Source organism: Acidovorax sp. sif0632 (assembly GCF_019218805.1).
GTDB lineage: Bacteria > Pseudomonadota > Gammaproteobacteria > Burkholderiales > Burkholderiaceae_C > Acidovorax > Acidovorax facilis.
The window spans coordinates 156,019-180,069 of sequence record NZ_JAHUWW010000003.1; the positions used below are offsets into that span (position 1 = coordinate 156,019).

Genomic DNA, 24,051 nt, shown 5'->3' on the forward strand with positions numbered 1-24,051 from the left:
ATCCTCTCAGAGTGTTGAGCCTCCTCAAAACCCGGGGCGATTCAGATAGGTTCCCGCCATGCTGGTCTTGAGGTTACCCAGTAATGTGTTCACCCAACGCAGCTGGGGTGTCTGCGCCCCCTGGCGCCCACCTCCAGTCACGTAACGCTCATGCGTGGCCTGGGCCTGGCACACCTGGGCAAAGGCACGGGTGCCATCGCTGACCACGTGGCAGCCCGCAGTCAGCTGGCGACTGGCCCATTGCCGCATGTGCTCGTTGGTGAAGTCGGCCACAGGCGTCAGGCGCATGTACAGGGGACGACCATCGGCGCTGGTCTGCACCGCAGCGACGAAGGCCGTCTTGTTGGCCGCCTTGCGCCCGCCGTTGATTTAGCCCGCACGCTCCCCGCCGAGGCAGGCATCGTCGATCTCCACACGCCCTTGCAGGCGGTAGCGCTCATCGCGCTGCGCCATGGTCTGCATCAGCTTGTGCTTCATGAGCCACGCCGTTTTGTAGGACACGCCCAGTTGGCGCTTAAGCGCCAGGGCGCTGATGGCGTTCTTGTTTTGTGTCAGCAGGTACATGGCCAGGAACCACAGTCTCAGGGGCAGGTGGTGTGCTCCATCACGGTGCCCACGATGGATGAGCTTTGGTAGCCACAGATGAAACACTCCCACAGCAATCGACCACTGCCATTACGGGTGTGAGAAAGCGTTTGCAGCCGCAGTGTGCGCACTGCCAGCCCAGGAGCCAGCGGGCGGCGACAAGAGCGCGCTCGCACTGCTGCTCGCTACCGTACAGGGCCTGAAACTGGGGCAGTGACAGGCCGCGTTGAAACTGGATGGCATTGATGGACATTGCTGCTCCTTGGCCGATGGCTCGGCATGTGTGTTGGAGCCGACTATCCCGTGTTCGTTCGGTGCAGTCTGAGGTATGTCGCTAATCAGGCACTTTTTCTATTTTTTTGTAGGAGCTGCCGCACAGCTAGGCATGCGCCAGCGCGCCCCGCCTGCCGCCCAGCGTGATCCACGCCAGCGCCACGCCCACCAGCGCCCCGGTGGCCATGCCGATCACCATGGGCAGGGGCTTGCCGGTGGCAAACAGGCCGACCACGCCCATGGCCAGGGCGCCCGTCAGCATTTGCAGCGTGCCCAGCAGGGCCGATGCCGTGCCGGCGATGGCGCCGTGTTTCTCCAGCGCCAGCACCGAGGTGGTGGGGATGACCAGCCCCATGAGCGCGCTGGCTACAAAGTACAAACCGATCAGCACGGCCAGGTCATCGCCGCCCAGCAGGTAGTAAAGCAGCAACGACGCCATGACCGCGCCCGAGGCCGTGGCCGCCACCTTCACCACCCGCACCATGCCAAAGCGCTCACCCAGCGTGGCGGTGAACTGGGAGGCGCCGATGAACGCCGCCGCGTTAACCCCAAAGGCCAGGCTGTACTGCGTGGGCGTCAGCCCGTAGTGGTTGATGAGCACAAACGGCGAGCCCGCCAGGTACACAAAAAACCCGGCCATGGCACAGCCGCCAATGAACACCAGGCCCAGGTAGTGCCAGTCGCGCAGCAGCAGCGCGTAGGCGCGCAGGGCGCCACCCAGGCTGCTTTCCACGCGGTCGGACGCGGGGCGTGTCTCCGGCAGGCTGCCGTACACCAGCGCCAGCCCCGCCACGGCGGCCACGGCCACCACCCAGAAGACGCCGCGCCAGCCCGTGAGCGCAATCACCCCACTGCCCGCAAGCGGAGCCAGGATAGGCGACACGCTGAACACCAGGATCAGCAGCGACATCAGCCGCGCTGCATCGGTGCCCGTGTGCAGGTCGCGCACCACGGCACGCGGTATGGCCATGCCCGCCGCCGCGCCCAGGCCCTGCAAAAAGCGCAGGGCCACCAGGGTTTCGATGTCACTGGCCAGCGCACACCCCACGCTGGCCACCGTGAACAGGCCCAGGCCAAAGTACAGCGGCGGCTTGCGCCCCACCATGTCAGAGATAGGGCCATAGAACAGCTGGCCAGCCCCCAGCGCCAGGAAAAACGCCGTCAGGCTCCACTGCACAGCGCCCACCGACGCCCCCAGGCTGGCGCCAATATCGGGCAGCGCGGGCAGGTACATGTCGATGGCAAAGGGGCCGATGGCCGAGAGCAGGCCCAGGATGAGGGCCATTTTGAGGAAGCGGGAAAAATGCATAGCCGCCCATTGTCACCATTTCGGTGCACACCACTCGGGTAAACCCTGAATGAACGGCCAACAGCGCTACCTGCGCACGGCAGGTACTGCGCCCACCCTTCAGTCCGGAGCCAGTTCGATGCGGTTGCGCCCGGCCTGCTTGGCGCGGTACATGGCGCGGTCGGCGCGGCGCACCAGTTCTTCGGGGGCCTGGTCACGCTGGGGCACAAGGCTGGCCACGCCAAAGCTGACGGTCACGATGCCAAAGGGTGCCCCCTCATGCGGCAAGGCCAGCGCCTGGATGGCCTGCTGGATCTGGCGGGCCACTTCCATGGCAGCCTGCGCATCCGACGCGGGGAGCAGCACCACAAATTCTTCGCCGCCAAAGCGCGCCGCCAGATCACCGTCGCGGCGCCCGCCGGTTTGCGCCAGGGTCAGGGCCAGCGCCTGCAGGCAGGCATCGCCCGCCAGGTGACCATAGTGGTCGTTGAAGTGCTTGAACACGTCCACGTCCAGCATGATCAGCGAGAGCGGCGTCTGCGCCCGCTGGGCGCGGGCCCATTCGTGCGCCAGGGTCTGGTCAAAATGGCGGCGGTTGGCAATGCCGGTGAGCCCATCGGTGTTGCTGATCAGTTGCAGCCGCTGGTTGGCCTGCGCCAGGGCCTGGGTGCGCTCTTCCACCAGCGCCTCCAGCTCCAGGTTGCGCTGCTGCAGGCGGCCTACCGGGTACACCTCGCCGTCACGCGCCAGGCCGTAGGGGATGGAAATGCTGCTGTGGGCAATCTTCCAGTCGCCCTCCTCATGGCGAAACACCAACACCAGCCGCGCGGTCTCCCGGGCAAACAGTGCGTCAGGAATGGGCAGCCGGATGTGGAAAAACGCCGTGACGGCCACCACGTCATCGCTCAGCTCCTGGGGGAAGAGGTCCACCACGTCAATGCCGATGCGGCCGGGCACCTGGGTAAAGTCCTGCAAGGTGACGTCAACCCAATCGCTACGGCTCTTGACCAGCTGGTCGCTGCTGCCCGCAAAGCCGCTGAAGTTGTCGCTGAAACGGGTGACCAGCCTTGCGTCCCGTGCGGCATACATTTCGATGTATTCATCAAACAACAGGCGGATCAGTCGCTGGCGTTCCGGTGACATGGGCGGGTTCCTCTGGAGCAGCGTTGGGGTGGTGCGTGCGGCCTGCTGTGCAGGCGGGGCTGGGCGCTCTGATGAATGTAGCACTGCGTGCGCGTGCTGTGCCCCATGGACGGCCCGGAACACCCAACACTCTGATGACGCGGTTGCAAGCGTTGGGTACACGTGAAGGGCCCGTTGGAGTCGAAATCCTCGGCACTGCGCTCGCACTAGACGCTCAAGGCCCGAGAGGCGCCAGGCTCGGAATGCGGCCTCGGTTGCGCGATCAGGGATGCAGTTCGGTTCAGCGCGCCCACATAGGGCCCACGGTCGGCGATGTGGTCATCGCCGTCGCGCTGGGGAGGACAAAGTGATAAATGTTGTCGTTCAGATAACGCGCAACCTCAAGCACGTCGTCCTCGGCCCACGCCAGCTTGGCCTCGCCCTGCCACTTGCGCACCTCGGACCGCAGGCTCGTCCAGTCTGTGACGGCCTTGCTGGCGCGCCAATGCAGCTGCACGGTGTGACAGGCGCTGCAATGTGTCGCATAGAGCAATTCGCCGCGCCCCTGGGCCATAGCAGGGTTTGCAACCACTGCGATGCAGAACACAGTGCCAACAACAACCCCACGCAAGACCAATAGCTTCGATAGGTACGCTGTCATTCATCTGCTTTCAAAGGGTGAATCCCGCAACGCCCGCAATGCCGATGGGCTGGGCACCGCAGCCTACCGACGCGGCCACCCAGAAGGTTGCAGTGTCCCCGAACGATCACACGATCTCGGAACCATGGCGAGCACACTGCGGGGCGGGTTCAAGCAGCCCACGCGAACGAAGCGAGTAACAGCAAAACCGCGATAGCAGCCATGGTCGTCCAAAACCGATTCGCGATGATTTCGTTCATGGCCTTGACCTCGCTGCGGAGTAAAAAAAGCCGCCCGCGCGCGCGCCGACACTCCTTCACGTGCGTAGACAATTCGGCCAGTTCTGCGGGCGTCGGGCTGGGCATTTCACCGAATGCCGACGTGCTCCACTGAAGTGTTTGACGGGGAGAGGTTTGCATAAACTGCTCCAATGTTTGGGCGCAGGGTGTCCACGCCCGTGGTCAATCAATATGCGGCAGACCTGGAAAGAACGCCCATGCCAGCGCCATCGCACCGCACCATCCGCCCACATGGTTGCGCCCTTGAGGCGAGGTGTACCGGACACGCATCAAGTCGCGCCAGAAGTTCCCGATGCGCCCCCCTTGGGCATCAGCGGATGCTGAACGAAACGTGCGGATCGACGCAATTGCTCCAGTGCATCCAGGCACTCGTCAAGTACATCGCCAGGGGCCTGTAACAGAGAGACCGCGCCATCGGACGGAGCCCTTCCGCATGCCGTTCGCGCTAAGGTTTCGAGCACAGCCCTGAACAACAGATCCCAATCCTCCGTTTCAAGGCCTGCGGCTGCGGGCTGAGGATCGGGCTTGTTGGGGGGAGGTCGCACCGGCAAACTGGTCTCCGTCAGGCTCGGGGAGGCATCCACAAGGGGCCACGGCCTCGATAGCCCTCCCTGCGCTTCCTGTCGTTCGGTCAGGGACTTCGTTGAAAACAATGGAAAGGCTGATTGAAACCTGCTTCGCAAGGTCATCGCCTTCGACATGTCGGGTTCAGTCATTGTCATTGGATTGCTCCTATCAAAATTCTTCGCACTCACCATGCGTGTCCGTTGGGGGTGAACTTGCCACTTGCGCCAGACGGACACCCCGACAGCATGTTTTTAAAACGCGGCCACCTCTGCGTCTGTACGGTTGCGCACTCTGCCGAGCGCCGCAGATGCGCTGCCTGCGCGGGTGCAGGCAAAGTCGTCGATCCGTCAAAGGCAAGATCGATCGGAAACTGACAGAGATCAAACAAACAGCGGCTATTCGTGTGGTGGCGGACAACTCTTACGTTTCGGAACATGGCGTTTTCTTGGGGGGTGGCATTACCGTTCTCCTGGTCGGTTTTCGATCTTTGCCGCCAGGCATCACCCGAAAGGAAAATCGTGATCTTTGATGCCCACCCCGCAGAAAACCTCTTGGTGAGCGCGCTACCGGATTCAGACCAGCGCCACTGGCACCATCTGCTCGAACCTGTGCATTTGCAACTGGGCCAGGTGCTCAGTGAGTCTGGGCAGACGCCCAGCCACGTCTACTTCCCGACCACCGCCATCGTGTCCATACTTCACGTCCTCCAGGATGGCTGCTCTACAGAAGTTGCGATGGTGGGCCGTGAAGGAGTCGTGGGCATTTCATCCTTCCTGGGGGGCGTAACCACTCCGAGCTGCAGCGTCGTTCGAAGTGCCGGTCAGGGTTTTCGGCTCGCGGCCCGCCTGATCCAGGAAGAGTTTGAGCAGCATGCAACCGTCAAGCAGCTGATGCTGAAGTACACGCAGGCGCTGATGTGCCAAATGCTCCAAAACGCAGTCTGCAACCGACATCACTCCGTTGAACAGCATATCTGCCGTTGCCTTTTGGAAAGCCTGGATAGGCTGGGAGGCAACGAGCTCGTGATGACACATGAGCTCATTGCACAAATGCTCGGCGTGCGGCGCAGCGGGGTCACCGAGGCAGCGCTGAAGTTGCAGGCAGCGGGATTGATCCGATACCACTCAGGCCACATCACGGTGCTTGACCGTCGTGGCCTGGAGCACCGCAGCTGCGAGTGCCTCGCCGTCGTGAAGCGCGAATACGCTCGGCTGTTGCCAGACTTGAGGGCTGCTTCAGACACCTTCTCTCCAAGGGATAGCGCCCTGGTCCCTGACCTCCGTCTTGTTCACTCTTGAGGCTTCCAGAATTCGTCCCCTCCCCTTGACCGTTCACAGCATTCACTGTGCATGCCCTTCCCCCTGAGGCTGTCGAGCGGCTTTCACGCACCGTGGGCGATCCAAAAACCTGCGCGAACCAGCAGGGCTGGTCGGTGGCACTGAACCTCAACGCCCTGCGGTGCGCTGGACTGAAGGCACGCCCTAACCAGACGCCGCAGGCGCCAGGAGCACCAGGATGAAACGACCCGAAGACACTTCCTTGTCGGCGGTGCACAGGAGCGTTCGGGAGACGCCGCCCTGTGCCAGAAAATGCAACTCGCACGTCTGAGGGGGGGCACCTGCGCGCGCTTGTGCGAGCATGCTCTGCAACTGTGCGTTGCTGGCCGCAGTCAGGAAACTGGCCAAAGATTGGCCCAGCACACCATGGCTGGCAGCACCCAGCAGGCGGAAGCCAGCGCGGTTGATTTCGCACACCACAGTGGTCTCATCGATGACCAGGAACGCTGCGGGCGCACGCTCGACAAGGTTCGTTTGGCGCGCCAAGTGGTTCTCCAGGTCGGCCCGGGAGTGCCGAAGTTCCTCGTGCTGCATATCGACCTCGACCTGGTGGACCTGAAGCTCGTGCAGCAGCGCCAGGGCGTCACCGGCAGTGGACGGCAATGACGCGAGCTTGTACAGAACCGCCATGGCCTCTGATGTGCTGGTGCGTGCAAGGTCGCTTCGGACGCCACCCGTTAGCTGCCCCGTCGCTCGCTCGCGCAAGCTCGACAGATAGGACGAAGATTCTGCGAGGTGTGACATGAATGCTCCTGAAAAGAGTGTGCGATCCGCAGTCGCTCTGACTCTACCCCTTGCGAAGGCGAGATTCGAGCTCTTTCGCCGCGGTGATGTCGATGAGGGTGATGACCACGCCCTGGATCAGGTCGGCGAGCGTTCGGTAGGGCTTGATACGCACCAAAAACCAGAATCCATCGGTCGTCGTGATTTCTTTTTCCGTGAATGTCAGCGTCTTCAGCGTTTGCCTGGCGTCGTCATTGAGCGCAGGGTAATTCAGCGTGCTGGCCAGGTCGGTCAACGGTCGGCCGATGTCCCCTTCTCGCAGGTGGATGATGCGTGTGATCTTCTCGGTATAACGGCGCACGTTCAAGGCGCTGTCCAGAAACAGGGTGGCGATGTCCGTGCTGTTGAGCAGGTTTTGCATGTCGCTCTGGGCCAGCGCCAGATCATCCAGTTTGGTTTGCAGCTCCTGGTTCAGCGTCTGGAGCTCTTCGTTCATCGACTGCGACTCTTCTTTGGAAGTGGTCAGTTCTTCGTTGGCAGACTGCAGTTCCTCGTTGGTGGACTGCAACTCTTCGTTAGCCGCCTGCAACTCCTCTGCCGAGGCCCTCATCTCTTGGCGCAGGGCTTGGATTTCGTCTTTGCAGCGCCGCAGCTCCTCGACCATCTGCGGATCAGCGGCACCTGCAGAGGCCCGGCGCCTGCGCTTGGCCAGGACCGGCGCAGCCACATCGCGAAAAACGATCATTGCCAGGCCAGCCAAGGAATGGGGTTCCTGCATCAGTTTGACGATCACATCCACAGAGGGCTGCGTGGGCTCTTCGCTCAGGCGCAGCCCGCGCACCTCCACGCGGCCTTTGTCCTGAACGGCTTGCCGCAGCGCCGCCGCAATTTGCGCCCTGATAGCAGGTCGGGCCATCACATGGATGTTCCAGTTGGCCTTGCCGGACGCTGGCTCCAGGTATTTGCCCACGCTGCCGTTGATATACACGACATCGCCTTGGTCGGTGACCAACACGGCGGCGGGAGAGAATTCTTGAAGCAGCGCTTGCTCGGCGTGGGTCTGCAAACTGGAGGGAAGCACAACAGCCGAAGGGGACACCTTGAACTCCTGGGGAAGCCGGTTGGTCGCCCGGCGAAGGCTGATCGGAAAGTACGCCGAGCCAGCGTTGATTGAATTTTCAGTGCGCCAATAGAGCCGGGATTTCTGGCTCATCGGCGTAAAAAGCGCTTGCCAGGTGCCAATGGTCTCCGAACCTCCGAGCAACAACGCGCCGCCAGGGCGCAAGCTGTAGCTAAAGAGTGGCATCAGCCGACTTTGCAGTGCGGCATTGAAATAGATCATCAAGTTGCGGCACGAGAGCAAGTCGAGCTTGGTGAAAGGTGGGTCGAGAATCACATCGTGCTGCGCAAACAGCACCATTTCCCGAATCTCCTTGCTGATCAGGAATCCGCCGTCCTGGCGTGTGAAGAATCTGGCCAACCTGGCCGGCTCCACGTCGTCCACGATCTTCAACGGGTAAAGCCCCTTGCGGGCCGCAGCGATGGCGTCCGCGCTCAGGTCGCTGGCGAAAATTTGCAGTGAACAGCGCTCAGCGCCGGGGTGCTCCTTCACCGCCTCCCTGAAGACCATGGCCAGGGAGTAAGCCTCTTCGCCCGTGGAGCATCCCACCACCCAGGCCCGCAGACGGGCGCCCGCCGCGCAGCGCCCCAGCAGGGCTGGCATCACCACGTCCTTGAGCTCTCGCCAGACCGAGGGATCACGGAAGAAACTGGTCACGCCAATGAGCATTTCCTTGAAGAGCAGGTCCAGCTCCTGCGGGTTCTCCTGCACGAATTTTTCATACGCATCGGTCGTGGTCAGGCCGTGTACGCCCAGGCGTCGCTGGATGCGTCGGCGCAACGTGCTGGGCTTGTAGTCGGAGAGGTCGTGTTTGCAGCGATCTCTCAGGAGGCCCAGGATGGCGCCCAGCGCGTGCCCGCTGTGGTTGCCCGCGTCGTCTTCGGGCGGCGGGGCAGTGCCATGCTTTTCGTCGATGTAGCGCCCGATGCGATCGGGCAATTCAACCGCAAGACCGATGATGTCGATGCACCCTGCCGCGATGGCACTTTGTGGCATGGAGTCGAACTGCGCGGACGCAGGCAACTGAGCAAGGGTCAGTCCGCCCTGCGACTTGATCGCCTGCAACCCCAAGGTGCCGTCGGACCCCATCCCCGAGAGAACCACGCCAATGGCCTGTTCACCCTGATCGCGCGCCAGCGACGCAAAAAGCAGATCAATGGGCAGTCTCATGCCGCGAGGCTGAGCAGGCTCTGCAAGGTGCAGCAACCCTCCCGCGACTGTCAGCTCCTTGTTGGGGGGTATGACGTAGACCACGTCGGGTTCCATGCGCATCGTGTCAGTCGCTTCGAGCACCTCCATCGCCGTGCAGCGCTGCAGCAGCTCTGCAAGCATTGCCTTCTGCGTAGGATCCAGATGCTGGACAACCACGTAGGCAAGACCACTCGACGGTGGGACGTGCGCCAGGAACTGCTCCAACGCGATCAGCCCCCCGGCCGACGCTCCCAACCCCACGGCACGAACTGCGCTCGAAGTACGCGCCGCGATCCCGTGGCTTGAAGGTTGGTTCATGCCCGATTATCGGGGTACCCCTGTAGGGGGCACCTGCGGGGGCTCACGGAGCCATTCAGCGCGCATGCCGCCAAGGCGGCGTCCCATTTATGTACGTTGGCAGACAGAAACAATGCCCCTTCACCGGCCACACTGCGCTCCAAGCTCCTGTAGCAGTGCGCCAGTTCCCACGCCGCCGCTGCCCAGATATCCCCTCCGGCCAAGACAACGGCACAGAAAGGACCAGCGCATGGGCATCCCCGAACGACAATTCCTGTTCAGCAAGACACTCACCACCTCGTGGCCCAGTGCCGCGCAAATCCAGCACTGGACCCAGGTCTTGGGGACACTGCGGGCGCGGCTTCTCAAGCGGGAACTGCCGGGAGAGTCGCAGCTCCCCTTCCAGGCACCCACCATAGTCCCCAAGCCGGGGCCGGATTTGAATCTGCTCGAATGTGTCGCGGCTCTGGAGGAAATGCACCAGGCGCTGCAGCGCGAGACCGCCCAGCGACAGGAGTTGGAGCGCGCCTACCGCGGCACCCACAAGGCGCTCGCTCAGGCGGAGGCCGACCTCGCCTTCGTGCGCAGCGGCGAGTGCAAGGCACGCCACGAGGCGCTTCACGACGAGCTGACGGCCCTGCCCAACCGCCGTCACCTGCTGGAGCAACTGGGCCATGCCCTGGCCACGCGCCGCCCCGAACACGTGGGGCCCACGGTGATCTACATCGACCTCGACCACTTCAAGGCCGTGAACGACACCCATGGACACGGCGTGGGTGACGAGGTGCTGCGCATTACCGCCGCACGGCTGAGTGCAGCAGTGCGCCACGGCGACCTGGTGGTGCGCCTGGGAGGCGACGAGTTCGCCTGCCTGCTGCAAGGCATGGCCGACGCTGCGCCGTTGCGCCAGCTGTGCGCCAAGTTGCTGGAGGCCGTGTCCCGCCCCATGAAGGTCGCCGACCTGCAACTGCTGGTGTGCCCCAGCATTGGCGTAGCCATGTGCCCCCAGCATGGCACGACGGCCAAAGACCTGATGGCATGCGCCGATGCGGCGATGTATGCGGCCAAGCGCGAACGGCGCGGATTCGCGTTCTACGGCGAAGTCGCGTGATCCTGCAAGCGCCCTCCTTACAAAGTAAAACACGCCCATGGGTACGGTTACGAACAGACCGCCACAGCGCACCATGGAACAGTGCAAACAACGGCCACCACCATGGTGGCTGTCTCTCCAAAGGACTGCTCCATGCGCCACCCCTCACCCCGCCATCTTTCCGGCGCCCTTCTGGGGGCGCTTGCTGTGATGTCGCTGCAGGGCTGCAAGCGCATCGACATGGTCACCGACTGGACTCCAGCCAGCCCCTCCCCCACCGCCTACCTGGAAGACAGCGTGCTGGCGTCGCGGGTCCGCGCCGCACTCATCCTGTCGCCGGTGGTGAACAGCTTCAACATTGGCGTCGAATCGCACCAGGGGGTCGTGCTGCTCAGTGGCATGGCGGCAGACCCCACGCAGATCGATCTGGCCGTGTTTGTGGCGCAAACCGTGCCCGGTGTGAGTTCGGTGGACAGCTTCATGTTTTCCACGGGAATGCCTGCCGTCCACGCCACCGAGGACAAGGGCTATTCACCCGACCCCGCTGCCTTGCAAGGCAAGAGCCCGCTGGGCAGCTTCCCGCACCCTGAACCTACGGGTATGGAGAAAGGCCGTTCATCCGCCCTCTCCACCCCCGCCCCTCTTGCCCTGGCGTCGTTGAGTCATCCCCTGGCTTCAGAAGGCGGCCCCACCACTGACACTGCACCTGCGCAAAGCCGCTGGGTGAGCCTGGCCCACCGCGTACTGGGCATTCGCAGCATTCAAGAAGAACTGTTGATCAAGCAGTAGGCGCTGCCCTTCCCCAGAAAGGGGCACAGCCGTGCGGGCCCGGCGCCCTCAGAGCCTCCTGAGGGTCTTCTGAGGGTCTTTTGGATGGTCAGAGTTTGGCTTTCATCAATCGCTGGTAAATCTGTTTGTCCGCGGCATAGCAGCTGCAGGCCTCGGCCTCCAGCGCCTTGCGGTCGAGCACCGTGAGTTCGCCACGGTGATAGACGATCAACCCACTGTCCTGAAAATGGCTGGCCGCCTCGGTCACGCCCACGCGGCGCACACCCAGCATCAGGGCCATGAATTCCTGGGTGACGTGAAAACTCGCCGAATGCGACCGGTCCTGCATCATCAACAGCCAGCGCGCCAGGCGCGGCGCAATCTGGTGGTAGCGCTGGCATGCCGCCGCCAGCGTCTGCTGGTGCAGGCGCGCCAGCAGGCAGGCCTGTAGCAAGGCCTCCAGTTCGGGAATCGCGTCGATCTGCGTGCGCAGCTGCTGGGCGCCGATGCGCCAGCTGGACCCGGCCCCCTGCACCAGCGCCCGCCAAGGTGTGGCCGCCAGCCCCAGAATCAGCTCCGACCCCAACATGGCCTCTGCCCCCACCATGCCGACTTCGAGTGGCGGGTGGCTGTCCACATCGATCACCAGGGACAGGAAACCTTCGATGGGAAAGTGGGCATGCTGCAGCGGCTTGCCCCGCACGCTCAGCTCTGCGGAAAGCACCAGCTCGAACGGCTCGCAATGGTCTAGCAACCGCTGGCGCACTGCAGGGGGCAATTTGTGAAGAAGGGCGTTTTCGGGGTGGTGCATCGGGGTGTCTCACGGGTCGGCCAGCGCCACTCAAAGAAGCAACATCATGGCAACCGCGCGGGGCGTGCCCAGCGCAGATCTTTGCCCAGTGTGGGCGGCCCCATGTACCGTGACTGTCTGCCAGCGTACACAGCGCGCTCCGCCGGGCTGCCCTTGCTTCTCGAACCGGCTTAGAGCTACTCACAAAACTCAGCGCAGCGGCCCTGGCTAGGCGTTCCGTCGCAGGCAGTACAAGCGATACGACAAGACCGAACAACAACGCCAGGGGAGTTTTGTGAGCCGCTCCTATTTGGCAACGCCCTTGGGCAGCAAGCGGTCGTACTCTTTCTTGACAACCTCGTAGCACTCGCAGGTGCGCCCTTCCAGCCCCGGGCGATCCAGCACATTGATGCGCCCCCGGGCATAGCTGATGAGCCCCGCACACTGCAGCTTGAGGGCCGCCTCCGTCACGCCTTCGCGCCGCACGCCCAGCATGTTGGCGATCAGCTCCTGCGTCATCACCAGCTGGTTGCATTGCAGGCGGTCCAGGCTCAGCAGCAGCCAGCGGCACAGCTGCTGGTCCAGCGAATGGTGGCGGTTGCACACGGCGGTCTGCGCCATCTGGGTAATGAGTGCCTGCGTGTAGCGCAGCAGCAGGTGCATGACCGGCCCGGAGCGGGCAAACTCCAGCTTCATGGCGTCGGCGCGCATGCGGTAACCCGAACCCGCGCTTTGCACTACAGCCCGGCTCGGGGTAGAGCCGCCGCCCATGAAGATGGAGATGCCCACCAGGCCCTCAAAGCCCACCACTGCAATCTCTGCCGAAGCTCCGTCCTCCAGCACGTACAGCAGAGACACGATGGCGTCGGTGGGGAAATACACATACGGCATGGTTGCGCCGGATTCGTACAGCACCTGCCCCAACGCCAGTTCCACCGTCTCCAGCTGCGGGAGCCAGCGCTGCAACTCCACCTCCGGCAAAGCGGCCAGCAATTGATTCTGAAGGGGAGAGTCGGATCGTTTGATGGCGGCACCTTGTGGAACGCGGGGCGCACCACCATCGCGGTTGTGCCTGCCACGCTGGGCAAGTAACCAGTTTGTGGGGCCACGCCCTTCGGGTCTGTACGGTATCGCACATACACACATTTACCAAATGACTTCTGCCCATTCGCGCTACACGGCGCCTGCAACAGCGTCTGCCTGCCCCCGGAGAGGGATCACACAGCAGAGGTCTGAAGGGAGATCGACCCAGCGCAGCCGCTCTCCCACCTGGAGCCAGCGTGCGCCAGATGGGGCACTGTCCGGCAACGCGGCAGGCTCCGCCCCTGGGGCCATCCGCACCAGGATGAACCGCAGCGTGCGCCCACCGCGCACGAGCGTCAACTCTGCGCCCGGCCAGTGCGATGGCAGGCAAGGGGTGAAGAACAGCTCCTGCGCGCCCATCTGCAACCCCACGATGGACTCCACCGCCGCCCGGTGCAGCCAGCCCGCCGCGCCGGTGTACCAGCTCCAGCCGCCGCGCCCCACATAGGGTGGCTGGCTGTAGATGTCAGCCGCCATCACATAGGGCTCCACGGCGTACACCGGCCCCCACACCGGGTGCTGGGCCCGGTGCGCCGGGCTCAGGTAGGTGAAGTAGCGGTAAGGCACATCGAACGCACCGGGGTGCTCAGGTTCCTGCAGGGCCAGTTCTGCGGCGGCCATCAGCGCCCACACGCCGCCATGGGCATATTGCCCCCCGTTCTCGCGCACGCCGGGCGGGTAGGCCTGGATGTAGCCCGCGCTGGGCTCGGCATGGCGCAGCGGGGGCGCCAGCAGCTGGATCAAGCCTGCTGCGGGGTTGACCAGATGCGCCTCGACCGCGTCCATCGCATGGCGCTGCCGCACAGGCTTTGCTGCGCCCGAGAGTACCGCCCAGGCCTGGGCGATGAGGTCAATGCGGCCCTCGCCCCTCGTGTGGCTGCCCAGTGCCGTGCCATCGTCAAAAAAGGCGCGCTGGTACCAAGCACCGTCCCACGCCTGGTTTTCCGCTGCGGCGCGCCAGCCGGTCAGGGCAGCGTCCCACCGCTGCACGCGATCCAGATCGCCCCGACCGCGGGCCAGCGGAATCCAGTCTGTGACGATCGCGCACAAAAACCACGCCAGCCACACCGATTCTCCGCGCCCACCGTCGCCCACGCGGTTCATGCCGTCGTTCCAGTCGCCGCCGCCCATCAGCGGCAGGCCGTGTGCGCCGGTGCGCAGGCTGCGGTCTATGGTGCGGGCGGCATGCTCGTACACGCTGGCCGTGGTGGTGCTGGCGCTGGGCGATTCGTAGATGTCTTCCGCGCCCTCGGGGATCGCAGAACCTTCAAGGAACGCAACCTGCTCCTCCAGCAAGCTGTGGTCTGCCGTGCGCTGCAGGTAATGCGCGCAGGCAAAGGGCAGCCACAGCAGGTCGTCCGAGAAATGCGTGCGCACCCCGGCCCCGCCCGGCGTGTGCCACCAATGCTGCACATCGCCCGCTTCAAACTGGCGCGACGCGCACAGAACAATCTGCGCGCGCAAGGTGCCCGGCTGCGCCCAGGCCAGCGCCATTGCGTCCTGCAACTGGTCGCGGTAGCCCGTGGCACCACCCGCCTGGTAAAAGCCCGCTTTGGCAAACAGGCGTGAAGACACCGTCTGGTACAGCAGCCAGCGGTTGACCAACACGTCGAACAGCGGGTCGGGCGTGGTCACCTGCGTGGCACCCAGCAGTTCGTTCCACCGGTCCAGCGTGGCCTGCTCGCGTGTCCGGGCCGCCACGGCCATGGCCTCTTGCGCCAGCGAGCGTGCCGCAGCCTCGGTGGGTGCGTAGCCCATCAGGTACACGCGCTCGAACACCGCCCCGGCCCGCAAGGTCACCAAACGCGACAGCGCTGCACAGGGGTCCAGCCCAAACCCGCTGCGCTGCCCCAACTGCAGGGGCACCACCAGATCGCCTTGGGCATCGAAGAACTCGCGGCGGTCACAAGTCCAGTCCAGGCTATCGTTGGCACGGTCGTCCGTGCCCGGCCCAGCCGAGGCCTCGCAGAAAAAGACCGTGCCCCCGCCCAAGCCTGCGGCCGCCTCGGTCTGCGTGCACAGCAGGCCCAGCAAGCGGCCATCGGGCAGTGGCGCAAAACACGGTACGGTGGACAGCGTGGCACGGTCGCCGCGTTTTTCGCCCATCATCCACTCCACCATGCCCACCAGGCGCAAGTGCTCGCGCCGGTTGCCCTGATTGCGCACCTGCACAAACACCTGTTTGATGGCGGTGAAGGGGTCCACACACCAGCGCACCTCCACCTCCAGCGCGCCTCGGCGGTGGCGGATGGTGGTAGTGCCCTGGGCGTGCTCCACGCGGTACGCCACATCGGCCGCGCCCCAGGCCGAGGGCGTCAGGCCCCACACCTCACGCGTGCGGCGATCCTGCAGCAGCAGCCATTCGGCAGGCGGGTCGGCCACCGGGTCGTTCGACCATGCGGTGAGCTGGTTCAGGCGGCTGTTGAGCGCCCAGGTGTTGCCCGCGCCAGTTTCCGAAACCATGGCCCCCAGCTGGGCATTGGCCAGCACATTGACCCAAGGTTTGGCAGGCCGCAGCGCGGCCGACACATCAAACCCAAAGGTGCCGGTCACCGGCGCAAAACCGCCCACCGGCGCGGGCACCCGCGTGCTGCCCTGGTGCGTGAGCACTTCGTCCGTGGCGCCGCCGCGCCAGGGGCCGGCCATCGAGACGCCATGTGCCGCCACCCAGGCCTTTACCTGGTGCATGAGCGCATGGCCATCGGCCTGCAGGGTGATGCGGGCCAGGCTCACCAAGGTGCCCAGCTGCGCAGCCGACAGCTCATCGAGCCGTAGCACCCGCAGGCTGGTCACCGCCGGGCCGGTGTGTGTGGCCAGGTCGGCATCGTGGTGCTCGCGCAGCAGCGTCAGCTCCCGCTGCAGGGGCATGTGGTACGAGTGCGATTCACTGCTGAGCACCACCAGGTCGCAGGCCACACCGCCATGCGCCCATTCGCGCAGCGCCTGGGCCAGCGTGCGCAGCAAGCCCATGCCCTGGGGCGATCCGGCCATCACCAGCACGATGGGCCGGTCGCCTGAGAGGCCCAGTTGCCACAGCGTGCGCCGGTCACACACGGGGTGGGCGGCCTGGGCCTCGGTCAGCACGCCCAGGTAGGTGGTGTGGACCTTGGGCAGCGTGAACACCAGTGCCGTGGTCAGTGCCTGCAGCGCGGGGAGGTAGTCGCGGTGCGGGCGGTGCGACGCCCACTGGATGCTGGCCAGCGTGGCCGACATGGCCGAAGCGCGCTCCAGATAGGTGGGCTGGCGGTACTTGTCGATGATGGCCAGCAGCGTGGCCGGGTCTTGCGATGCCGCCGTGGCAAAAGTGACGCAGGCCTGCGCACCGGGCGCAATGCGCAGCATCACGCCCAGCGCCGCCACAGGGTCCAGGCCCGTGTCCAGCGATGCAGGCACTTCAGGCACGCGGCTGAGCAAAGCCAACGGCTGGCCGGGCGTATGGTTGCGCCCCAGCCAGAGCTGCCGGTCGGTCTGGCAACGCAGGCCCAGCACCTGCCCTTGGGTATCTGCGACAAAGTGGGCGGCTTGCAGGGTGGTCTCGGTCTGCAGGCGGGGCGTTCGGATGAACCTCAGCGCCTGCTGTGCGGGCAGCCAGTCGGCCGCGACGAAAAGGTTGGAGAACGCGGGGTGCGCCTCGTCGGCCGCGTGGGTGGCCAGGGTGATGTCCAGGGCCGAAATCAGCTCCAGCTCGATCACCTCATCACCCAGGTTGCTCACCACCACCTTGCGCAGTTCAATGTCGTCTTCCGGGCTCACCCACACGGTGGTGTGCACGCGCAGCCCCGGCCACAGTGCGTCAAAACACACGCGGTCGGTGTGGAAGATGCTGCCATACACCGCACGCGCATCGGGCGCGGGGTGGCTGGTGACGGACGCGGGCACGCTGGAGCCCATCTGCCGCACATACAGAAAGCTGCCATGTGCATCCCGCAGCGCATCGTCGCGCCAGCGGGTGATGCCCGTCTGGTGCCAGCGGCTCCACCCTGCCCCGTTGGCGCGCAGGGTAACGCTGTAGCGCCCGTTGCCCAGCAGGTGTGTGGGCTCCAAGACCTGGGCGCCCGGGGTGACGGGGCGCACATGGTCGGGTGTTTTTTGTTGGCGCGCATGCAGCGGCAGGCGCGGCGGTGTGGCCTGCAAGGTGGGCAGCTCGCGCGGGGCGCGCTCCTGCAGCAGCGGCAGCACGGCTTCGATGCGGGCATGCGCCGTGCCCCAGCGCTGCGCAACGCCACCGAGCAGCACGTTGGCCAGCGCCACGATGGTCATGCCCTGGTGGTGGGCCATGTAGGTGCTGACCAGCGTGAGCCGTTCGCCATGGGTCTGGCGTTCGGGCGTGAAGTCCAGCGCCTCGTAAAAGCCGTAGCGCCCCCGCGCCGACAGTGCGGCCAGCGTGCGGAAGTTGGCGCAAGCTGCACGGGCATCCACCTGGGTGGCCAGCGCCGTGGCATAGGGGGCAATCACCAGCTCGCCCACGGGCGTGCGGCGCAAGGCCAGGCGGGGCACGCCCTGCGGAGCGTACTGGTAGGCCAGCGTGTGGTCGCGCCCGGCGTAGGCGCATTCTGAAATGCCCCAGGGCATGTCTTTGCCCAAGGCCAGCACCAGCGCCATATGCTCACGCAGGGCGGACCGCCCTGCCTCGCCCAGGGCGCTGTGATACGGCTCGTCCATGACCAGCGTAGGCATCAGGTACTCGAACATCGAGCCTGACCACGAGCGCAGCACCGCATGGTGGCCGCTGGCAAAGAACGGCCGCCCCAGGGCCGCCCAGTGCTTGACGGGCAAGTCGCCCTTGGCGACGGCCAGCAGGCTGGTAGTGCGCGACTCGGACGCGAGCAAGTCGTAGAACGAGGTGTCCAGCTGCTGCTCGTCCACCCGGTAGCCAATGTGCAACAGGTGCCGGCGGGGGTGGTACAGAAACCGGAAGTCGGCCTGCCAGGCCAGGGCGTCCAGCGCATCGGCCAAGGCCGTGAGGCGCCGCGTGGCATCGGGCGCGCCGCCACTGTGCGCGGCATGCTGGTCGCGGTCCACCGACTGCAGTGTGGCCAGGTGGTCGGTCAGCAGCCACAGCAGTTCGTCCTGCGCCGTGGGCGGGCTGTGCACGATGGCCGGGTGGCGTGGCTGGGCCATGCTGCGCAGTTCGTCCTGCGCCTGCGCCAGCAGCGCGCGAAACGCCGTGGCCTCCGGCTGGTGCGCCGGGTCCGGCAGACGCATTCCCAGCAGACGGCTCAAGGCGGACGAGGGCTGCATCCCACGCAAGCCCGGGTGGTGGACGCCCAGCCGGGGCTGCAGTCGAGCCAGCGAGGTGCGGATGGCCTGCGCACCCGCCAGCGGTGACAGTGGCTGCGCCGCCAGCGCGCTGCAGGCCTGCGCCACGGCAACCAGGTGCGCGCAGAGATTGCCGCTGTCCACCGTGGACACATAGCGCGGGTGCAGGGGCTGCAGGGTTTCGGTGTCGTACCAGTTCAGGAAGTGGCCCCGGTGCCGCTCCATGGCTTGCAGGGTCACGAGGGTGGCTTCGAGCCGGTCGAGCAGCTCCAGCGTGCCGATCCAGCCGAACTGGCGCGCACAGCTGGCGCTCAGCAGGTACAGCCCGATGTTGGTGGGCGAGGTACGGTGCGCCACCATTTCATACGGGGCGGTCTGGAGGTTGTCGGGCGGCAGATGATGGTTGTGGGCATCCACACAGCGCTCGAACAAACGCCAGGTGTCGCGCGCCACGCCGTGCAGCAGGTCCTGGTCTTGTGCCGACAGTGTTGGGTTGCCCAGGCCAGACGGAACGCGGTTGGCCAGCCACACCAGCAGCGGCGACAGCGCCCACAGCGCCAGCAGCGGCCCCACCAAGGCCCAGGGTGCCTGGGTTCCACCGGCCCACAGCGCCACGCCGCAGCCCAGCGCCAGCAAGGGTGCCGCCTTGTGTCTGCGCAGCGTGGCGCCCAGGCCTGTGATCAGGGTGTTCTGCGCGGCCTCGGCCGTGGTCCACTCCAGCAGATGCCAGCGGCTCACGGCCTGCCGGTGCACGGTGCGTACCACGGCATCGCCCAGCAGCAGCGCCTGCTGCGGCAGCAGGGCCAAGTGCCACACACCACTGGCCAGGGCCCTCAACAGGTCGCCCGATGCTTCGTGCACAAAACGCATGCCGACCAGCCCAAAACGGCTGGGCACCCAGCCCGCCAGTGCCCCCATCAAGGGCGCAGCCACATAGGCCGCTACCACCAGCGCCAGCGTGCTGGCCAAAGGCAGGCCCAGCCCCGCCAGGGCCAGCACCACCAGCACCAGAGATGCGGGCGCCACGAGCGAGCGGCGCAGGTTGTCCAGCAGCTTCCAGCGGTTGATGGGCGAAAGGCCCCAGCGCTGGGCCTGGGCCAGAAAGGGCCATAGCTGCCAGTCGCCCCGCGTCCAGCGGTGCAGGCGGGAGGCTGAGGTATCGCTGTGCTCGGGCTCCGCCTCCACCAGCGTCACATCGCTCACCACGGCGCAGCGTGCCAGCGCGCCTTCCAGCAGGTCGTGGCTCAGCACCTGGTCGGCCGGCAGGCGCCCGCCCAGCCCGGCGTGCACGGTGGCCACATGCAGCAGGCCCTTGCCGGTGAAGCTGCCTTCGGCAAAAAAATCCTGGTAGACGTCGGACGTCATGGCGCTGTACGGGTCCAGCCCTTGCTGGCCCGCAAACAGCCACTGCCACAACGAGGTGGTGGCAGAGGTGGGCAGTGGCGCCAGCACCCGGGGCTGCAGGATGCCGTAGCCCTGCACCACACGCTGGCCTGTGGCATCCAGCCGGGGCTGGTTCTCGGGGTGCTCAGCCACACCCACCAGGCTGCGCAGGCGGCCCGGGGGCAACTGTGTATCGCTGTCGAGCGTGAGCACATAGCGGGTCTGCGGTGCCAGGTGCGAGAGTTCGCCCAGGTCCAGGAAAGCGCCCTGCCCGCCAGTGGCGAGGGCCGCCACCAGCTGTTCGAGCTTGCCGCGCTTGCGCTCCCAGCCGATCCACTGCTGCTGCGTGGGGCTGTAGGTGCGCGTGCGGTGCAGCAGCAAAAACCGCGGGGCACCGCCCGTGGTGGGCGGGTGCCGCGCATTCAACGCCTGCATCAATCCCAGGGCATGGGCCAGCAGCACGCCATCTTCGGGCAGGTCTTGCACATCGGCATCCACACCGTCGGTCAGCAGCGCAAATTGCGCGCAGGGCTCGGGGTTGGCCAGGTAATGCAGGTGCAGGCGGTGCACCAGCCGCTCAATGGTGCCGGTGCTGCTGAGCAGGGCCGGGATCGCCACCAGCACACGGGCCGATGCCGGAATGCCCGCTGGCAGCAGGTAGCGTGGCATGTAGGTGGGCCGCACGGATTCGCCAATGAGCCGGTTGACCACGGCCACCACGATCTCGGACACCGGCAGCAGCAACAAGACGGCGACCAGCGCCAGGCCCGCAAGATGAAAGGCGCCGGTATCGGGCCCCGCCTGCTCCCCCCACAGTGGCGCCATCAGCCAGGCCAGCAGACCCAGCGAGCCCAGCAGCAAGGCGCCCAGGTACAACGGCACACGCGACAGGCCCACCGCAGAACGCCACAGGGCCACCGCGTCGGTGGCATGGCGGCGTGCGCCCAGAGCATGCTCCAGCTGGCTGCGCCCGGCGCCTTGTAGCCAATAGCCTGCCAAGGCTTGCGCAGCTCCCGGATGATCTGGAGGCTCGCCGTCGGCACCCGACATCAGCACCAGCAGCGCCTGCGCCACGGCAGCCTCGCCCTGCCCGCTGCGGGCTGACAGGTTTTCAATGCCGTGCAAGGTGGTGTTGCGGGTGGACTCGTCTTCGGCCGCGAACACGGGCGACTGCAGCATGGCGCGCAGCACCAGACTGGTCTGGCTGATGATGTCGGACCAGTCGGCCGCGCCCACCCGCCGCAGTGCTGTGACGGCATTGCCCATGCTCAGCTGGTCGGCCGCCTGGTTGATCTGCTGCTGGGCCTGCAACGCCACCAGGTCGGGCACAGCGGTCAGCAACCACTGCTGTACGGGCGTTGGCGTGCCTGCAGCGGCATGCCCGCCCACCACGCCGCGCCCCATCATCGACTGCGCCAGATGGGCCAGGAACACCGGTGCCACGCCACGCTGCTCCATGGCGGCGCAGGCGGCATCCAGCGTCAGCACGTTCAGGTCCTCGCTGCGGGCGGCGCACAGGCTGGCCAGCTCCTGCGCGGCCTTGTGGCTGGCCAGGCGCTCGGCCAGGCGGCGCAGGTTCTCCACCAGCACCACACGCAGCGTGGTGGGCAGCGCCCACAGCTCGCCCTGGCTCAGCTCGCGGGTCTCCTGGTAGGCGTTGAGGTAGTGCACCAGCAGCGATTCATCAAACGCGCTGTCGGTGTGGGCCACAAACGACCACGCCACGCCGTACACACGCGGCAAGCCCACTAGCGGGGCGTCTTTGAGCACCGGCAGCGAGCGGTAGTAACGCGGCGGCAGCCCGGCCCGGATCTCCTTGAGCTGGCTTTCGATCAGGTGGAAGTTGTCAAACAGCCATTCAGCGGCGGGGCTGATGGCATGCTCGTCGTGGGGTGCATCGAACAGGTAGCGGTACGCGGCCCGCAGCGCGCGGATGTTGCTCTGCAGGCGTGGGTAAAAGGTGGTGCGGCCAAACGGCGCCTTGCCTGCGTGGTGGGACGCGCCCAGGTGCCGACCATGCTCTTCGAAGCGGGCCACGCCAAACACTTCGGCCCGCAAGGGGTCCAGCACCAGCCCTGCCCGGGCATCGAGCATGCGGTCCAGCGCGGAAGGAACCCAGGGCCATGGTGTGCGTAAGCCCATGCGTGCGCCCCCTATCGCACCAGCGATACGGCCCCCACCAGCAACGTGGCCAAGAGTGCAACGGTAACCACATGTTCTGCGACCAATGCCTGCAGGCCGGCAGCACCAGCTAGAAACTGGTCCAGCGGCCCCCGCAGCGCGCCGCAGTGCGCCAAGTGTTCACCCAGGTGGGAGAGCTCCAGCGGCGACAGGTCTGCCGGCTGCCCGACGCAAGACGTGTCCCACGCAGAGGCAACGAAAGATGGATGGGACATGGGGCAGCTCCTGGTACAAGTGAATGGCGCCACCGCATTGCGGCTGCGCTCTGATCCTCTTGTACAAGGTGCTGGAACGGCGGGTCTGTGCGTTGCCGAACAGACTGGGCACCTACCGTTTTTGGCCTACAGCGGCTCGCCCAAAGCCCTACACCTACCAGTCAAACAGCGACGGCGTTCCACCCGGGCACGCGCCTTCAATCTGCAGCATGCGCAGCTTGGTCAGCGCGCCGCCTCCGGCCGAGAAGCCGCCCGGCCGGTCACCCGCAGCCAGCACCCGGTGGCACGGCACCACGGGCGCAAACGGGTTCAGGCCCAGCGCCTGCCCCACGGCGCGCGACAGGCCCTTGCTGCCGATCTGTTCGGCCACCTCGCCATAGGTGCGCGTGCTGCCCGGCGGGATGGCCCGGGCAATGGCATACACCTGCTGGTGAAACGGCGAAATGCCGGACATGTCGAGCGGCACCTCGCACAGGTCGCGGAGTTGCCCCGCCAGCAGCGCCTGGATGCCTTCGATGGCGCTGCGCACGGTGGTGGGGGGCTCCCCAGACTGCGCGCAGTGTGAATGGCTGCGCAGCAAACGCGCCCGGGTCGCCTCGGCATCCGCCTCGGGCAATTGCACGGCCACGATGCCGCCCGGACCCCAGGCAATGCCGCAGGTGCCGATGGCGGTGTCGAACAGCGCATGGCCGTGGCCAGGGGCGGCATCAGGCACAGTGCGGGTCCATCCTTGCAGGCTTGGTGTTCACTACTCTTTTTATAGCTGCCAGCGCTTACTGGATAAGCGCTAGAGGCCAATTTTTCTCATATTTTCGGCACCAAAGCCTGCGCGTGCGCCATCAATCGGCCCGCAGCGCCGCGCGCAGTTGCGCGCCCAGCTCGGGCTTGGCGGCAAACGGGTCGGTGGGGTTGCGGCCCATCATCACGTCTTCCATGCGCGTCTGCACCGAGGCCAGTGCCTTGGGGTGGCTGTAGATGTAGAACTGGCCTTGGGCCGCTGCGTCGAACACTTTTTGCGCTACCTCGGCGGCAGTCACCTTGCCACTGCCCACAGCCTTGTCGCTCATGGCCTGGCCGATGAGCTGGCTCTTGGTGGGCTTCTCCACCGCCATGTCCTGTGGCCGGTTGCGGTGGCTCTGGCTGATGCCGGTGGGCACAAAGAAGGGGCACAGCACGCTGGCGCCGATCTGGTCGGTGACCAGCGACAGGTCCTGGTACAGCGTCTCCGACAGACTGACCACTGCGTGCTTGCTCACGTTATAGATGCCCATGTTGGGCGCCGCCAGCAGGCCCGCCATGCTGGCGGTGTTGATGATGTGGCCGCGCCAGGCCGGGTCGGCCTTGGCCGCTGCCAGCATCATGGGCGTGAACAGGCGCACACCGTGCACCACGCCCCACAGGTTCACGCCCAGCACCCATTCCCAGTCCTTGACCGAGTTCTCCCACACCAGGCCGCCCGCGCCCACGCCCGCGTTGTTGAACACCAGGTGCGGCGCACCAAAGCGCTGCTGCACATCGGCGGCCAGTTGTTCCATCTGCGCGGCGTTCGATACGTCCACCTTGCGGGCCAGCACCTGTGCGCCTGCGGCCTGCATCTCGGCAACGGCTGCGTCGAGCGCGTCCTGCTGCACATCCACCAGCACCAGGTTCATGCCGAGGCGGGCACCGATGCGCGCGCATTCCAGGCCAAAGCCCGAGCCTGCGCCAGTGAGGACGGCGGTTTTGCCGGAAAAGTTGTCGATCATGGTTTTTGTCTCCTTGAGTCCGTAACAATTTAGAGCGTTGGGTTGAAACTGGCGGGGCCCACGCCGGGGACGCCGAGCAAGGGCCGCCCCGCAGC

Annotated in this window: 17 protein-coding genes; 3 read left to right on the top strand and 14 right to left on the bottom strand. The window is 65.6% G+C overall.

Annotated features, from left to right (window positions below; translation table 11 throughout):
- Positions 1-24 precede the first annotated feature (24 nt).
- From KW832_RS10640 to KW832_RS10665, 6 genes are all read right to left on the bottom strand, one after another.
- The gene (locus tag KW832_RS10640) at positions 25-369 is read right to left on the bottom strand and encodes a transposase (RefSeq protein WP_370628702.1); all 345 of its coding nucleotides are present in this window, start codon (positions 367-369) and stop codon (positions 25-27) included.
- Positions 370-657: an IS1595 family transposase gene (locus KW832_RS10645; RefSeq protein ID WP_370628676.1), complete on the bottom strand. Its 288-nt coding sequence runs from the start codon at positions 655-657 to the stop codon at positions 370-372. It abuts the gene before it with no gap.
- A gap of 307 nt (positions 658-964) precedes the next feature.
- The gene (locus tag KW832_RS10650) at positions 965-2,167 is read right to left on the bottom strand and encodes a multidrug effflux MFS transporter (protein WP_218299877.1); all 1,203 of its coding nucleotides are present in this window, start codon (positions 2,165-2,167) and stop codon (positions 965-967) included.
- 99 nt (positions 2,168-2,266) lie between these two features.
- Positions 2,267-3,289, bottom strand: a complete 1,023-nt coding sequence (locus KW832_RS10655) for a diguanylate cyclase (RefSeq protein ID WP_218299878.1) — start codon at positions 3,287-3,289, stop codon at positions 2,267-2,269.
- A gap of 280 nt (positions 3,290-3,569) precedes the next feature.
- The gene (locus KW832_RS10660; RefSeq protein ID WP_218299879.1) at positions 3,570-3,785 is read right to left on the bottom strand and encodes a hypothetical protein; all 216 of its coding nucleotides are present in this window, start codon (positions 3,783-3,785) and stop codon (positions 3,570-3,572) included.
- 293 nt (positions 3,786-4,078) lie between these two features.
- Positions 4,079-4,327 (bottom strand): hypothetical protein, encoded by a 249-nt coding sequence (locus KW832_RS10665; protein ID WP_218299880.1) that lies wholly within the window; start codon positions 4,325-4,327, stop codon positions 4,079-4,081.
- Between the two features lie 881 nt (positions 4,328-5,208).
- Here KW832_RS10665 and KW832_RS10670 point away from each other — a divergent pair.
- Positions 5,209-6,072: a Crp/Fnr family transcriptional regulator gene (locus tag KW832_RS10670; protein WP_218299881.1), complete on the top strand. Its 864-nt coding sequence runs from the start codon at positions 5,209-5,211 to the stop codon at positions 6,070-6,072.
- 183 nt (positions 6,073-6,255) lie between these two features.
- Here the strand turns inward: KW832_RS10670 and KW832_RS10675 are convergent, their stop codons facing one another.
- On the bottom strand, positions 6,256-6,855 hold the full coding sequence (locus tag KW832_RS10675; RefSeq protein ID WP_218299882.1) for a PAS domain-containing protein: 600 nt from the start codon (positions 6,853-6,855) through the stop codon (positions 6,256-6,258).
- 43 nt (positions 6,856-6,898) lie between these two features.
- Complete coding sequence (locus tag KW832_RS10680; protein ID WP_218299883.1) at positions 6,899-9,463, bottom strand: chemotaxis protein CheB; 2,565 nt, start codon at positions 9,461-9,463, stop codon at positions 6,899-6,901.
- A gap of 229 nt (positions 9,464-9,692) precedes the next feature.
- Between KW832_RS10680 and KW832_RS10685 the strand changes: the two genes are divergently transcribed.
- Positions 9,693-10,553 (top strand): GGDEF domain-containing protein, encoded by an 861-nt coding sequence (locus KW832_RS10685; protein WP_218299884.1) that lies wholly within the window; start codon positions 9,693-9,695, stop codon positions 10,551-10,553.
- Between the two features lie 132 nt (positions 10,554-10,685).
- Positions 10,686-11,321 (top strand): BON domain-containing protein, encoded by a 636-nt coding sequence (locus tag KW832_RS10690; RefSeq protein WP_255577657.1) that lies wholly within the window; start codon positions 10,686-10,688, stop codon positions 11,319-11,321.
- Positions 11,322-11,409: 88 nt separating this feature from the next.
- Here the strand turns inward: KW832_RS10690 and KW832_RS10695 are convergent, their stop codons facing one another.
- The 6 genes from KW832_RS10695 to KW832_RS10720 all read right to left on the bottom strand — a co-directional run bounded on the left by KW832_RS10695 (position 11,410) and on the right by KW832_RS10720 (position 23,956).
- Positions 11,410-12,111 carry a Crp/Fnr family transcriptional regulator gene (locus KW832_RS10695; protein ID WP_218299886.1) on the bottom strand — a complete coding sequence of 234 codons (702 nt, stop codon included), beginning with the start codon at positions 12,109-12,111 and terminating at the stop codon, positions 11,410-11,412.
- A 285-nt stretch (positions 12,112-12,396) separates the two neighbouring features.
- Positions 12,397-13,071 (bottom strand): Crp/Fnr family transcriptional regulator, encoded by a 675-nt coding sequence (locus KW832_RS10700; protein WP_218300374.1) that lies wholly within the window; start codon positions 13,069-13,071, stop codon positions 12,397-12,399.
- A 192-nt stretch (positions 13,072-13,263) separates the two neighbouring features.
- Positions 13,264-21,909 carry a GH36-type glycosyl hydrolase domain-containing protein gene (locus tag KW832_RS10705; protein ID WP_218300375.1) on the bottom strand — a complete coding sequence of 2,882 codons (8,646 nt, stop codon included), beginning with the start codon at positions 21,907-21,909 and terminating at the stop codon, positions 13,264-13,266.
- Between the two features lie 59 nt (positions 21,910-21,968).
- The gene (locus KW832_RS10710; RefSeq protein WP_176886181.1) at positions 21,969-22,211 is read right to left on the bottom strand and encodes a hypothetical protein; all 243 of its coding nucleotides are present in this window, start codon (positions 22,209-22,211) and stop codon (positions 21,969-21,971) included.
- 154 nt (positions 22,212-22,365) lie between these two features.
- On the bottom strand, positions 22,366-22,926 hold the full coding sequence (locus KW832_RS10715) for a methylated-DNA--[protein]-cysteine S-methyltransferase (RefSeq protein WP_218299887.1): 561 nt from the start codon (positions 22,924-22,926) through the stop codon (positions 22,366-22,368).
- Between the two features lie 124 nt (positions 22,927-23,050).
- Positions 23,051-23,956, bottom strand: coding sequence for an SDR family oxidoreductase (locus tag KW832_RS10720; protein ID WP_218299888.1), 906 nt, complete (start codon positions 23,954-23,956; stop codon positions 23,051-23,053).
- Positions 23,957-24,051 lie beyond the last annotated feature (95 nt).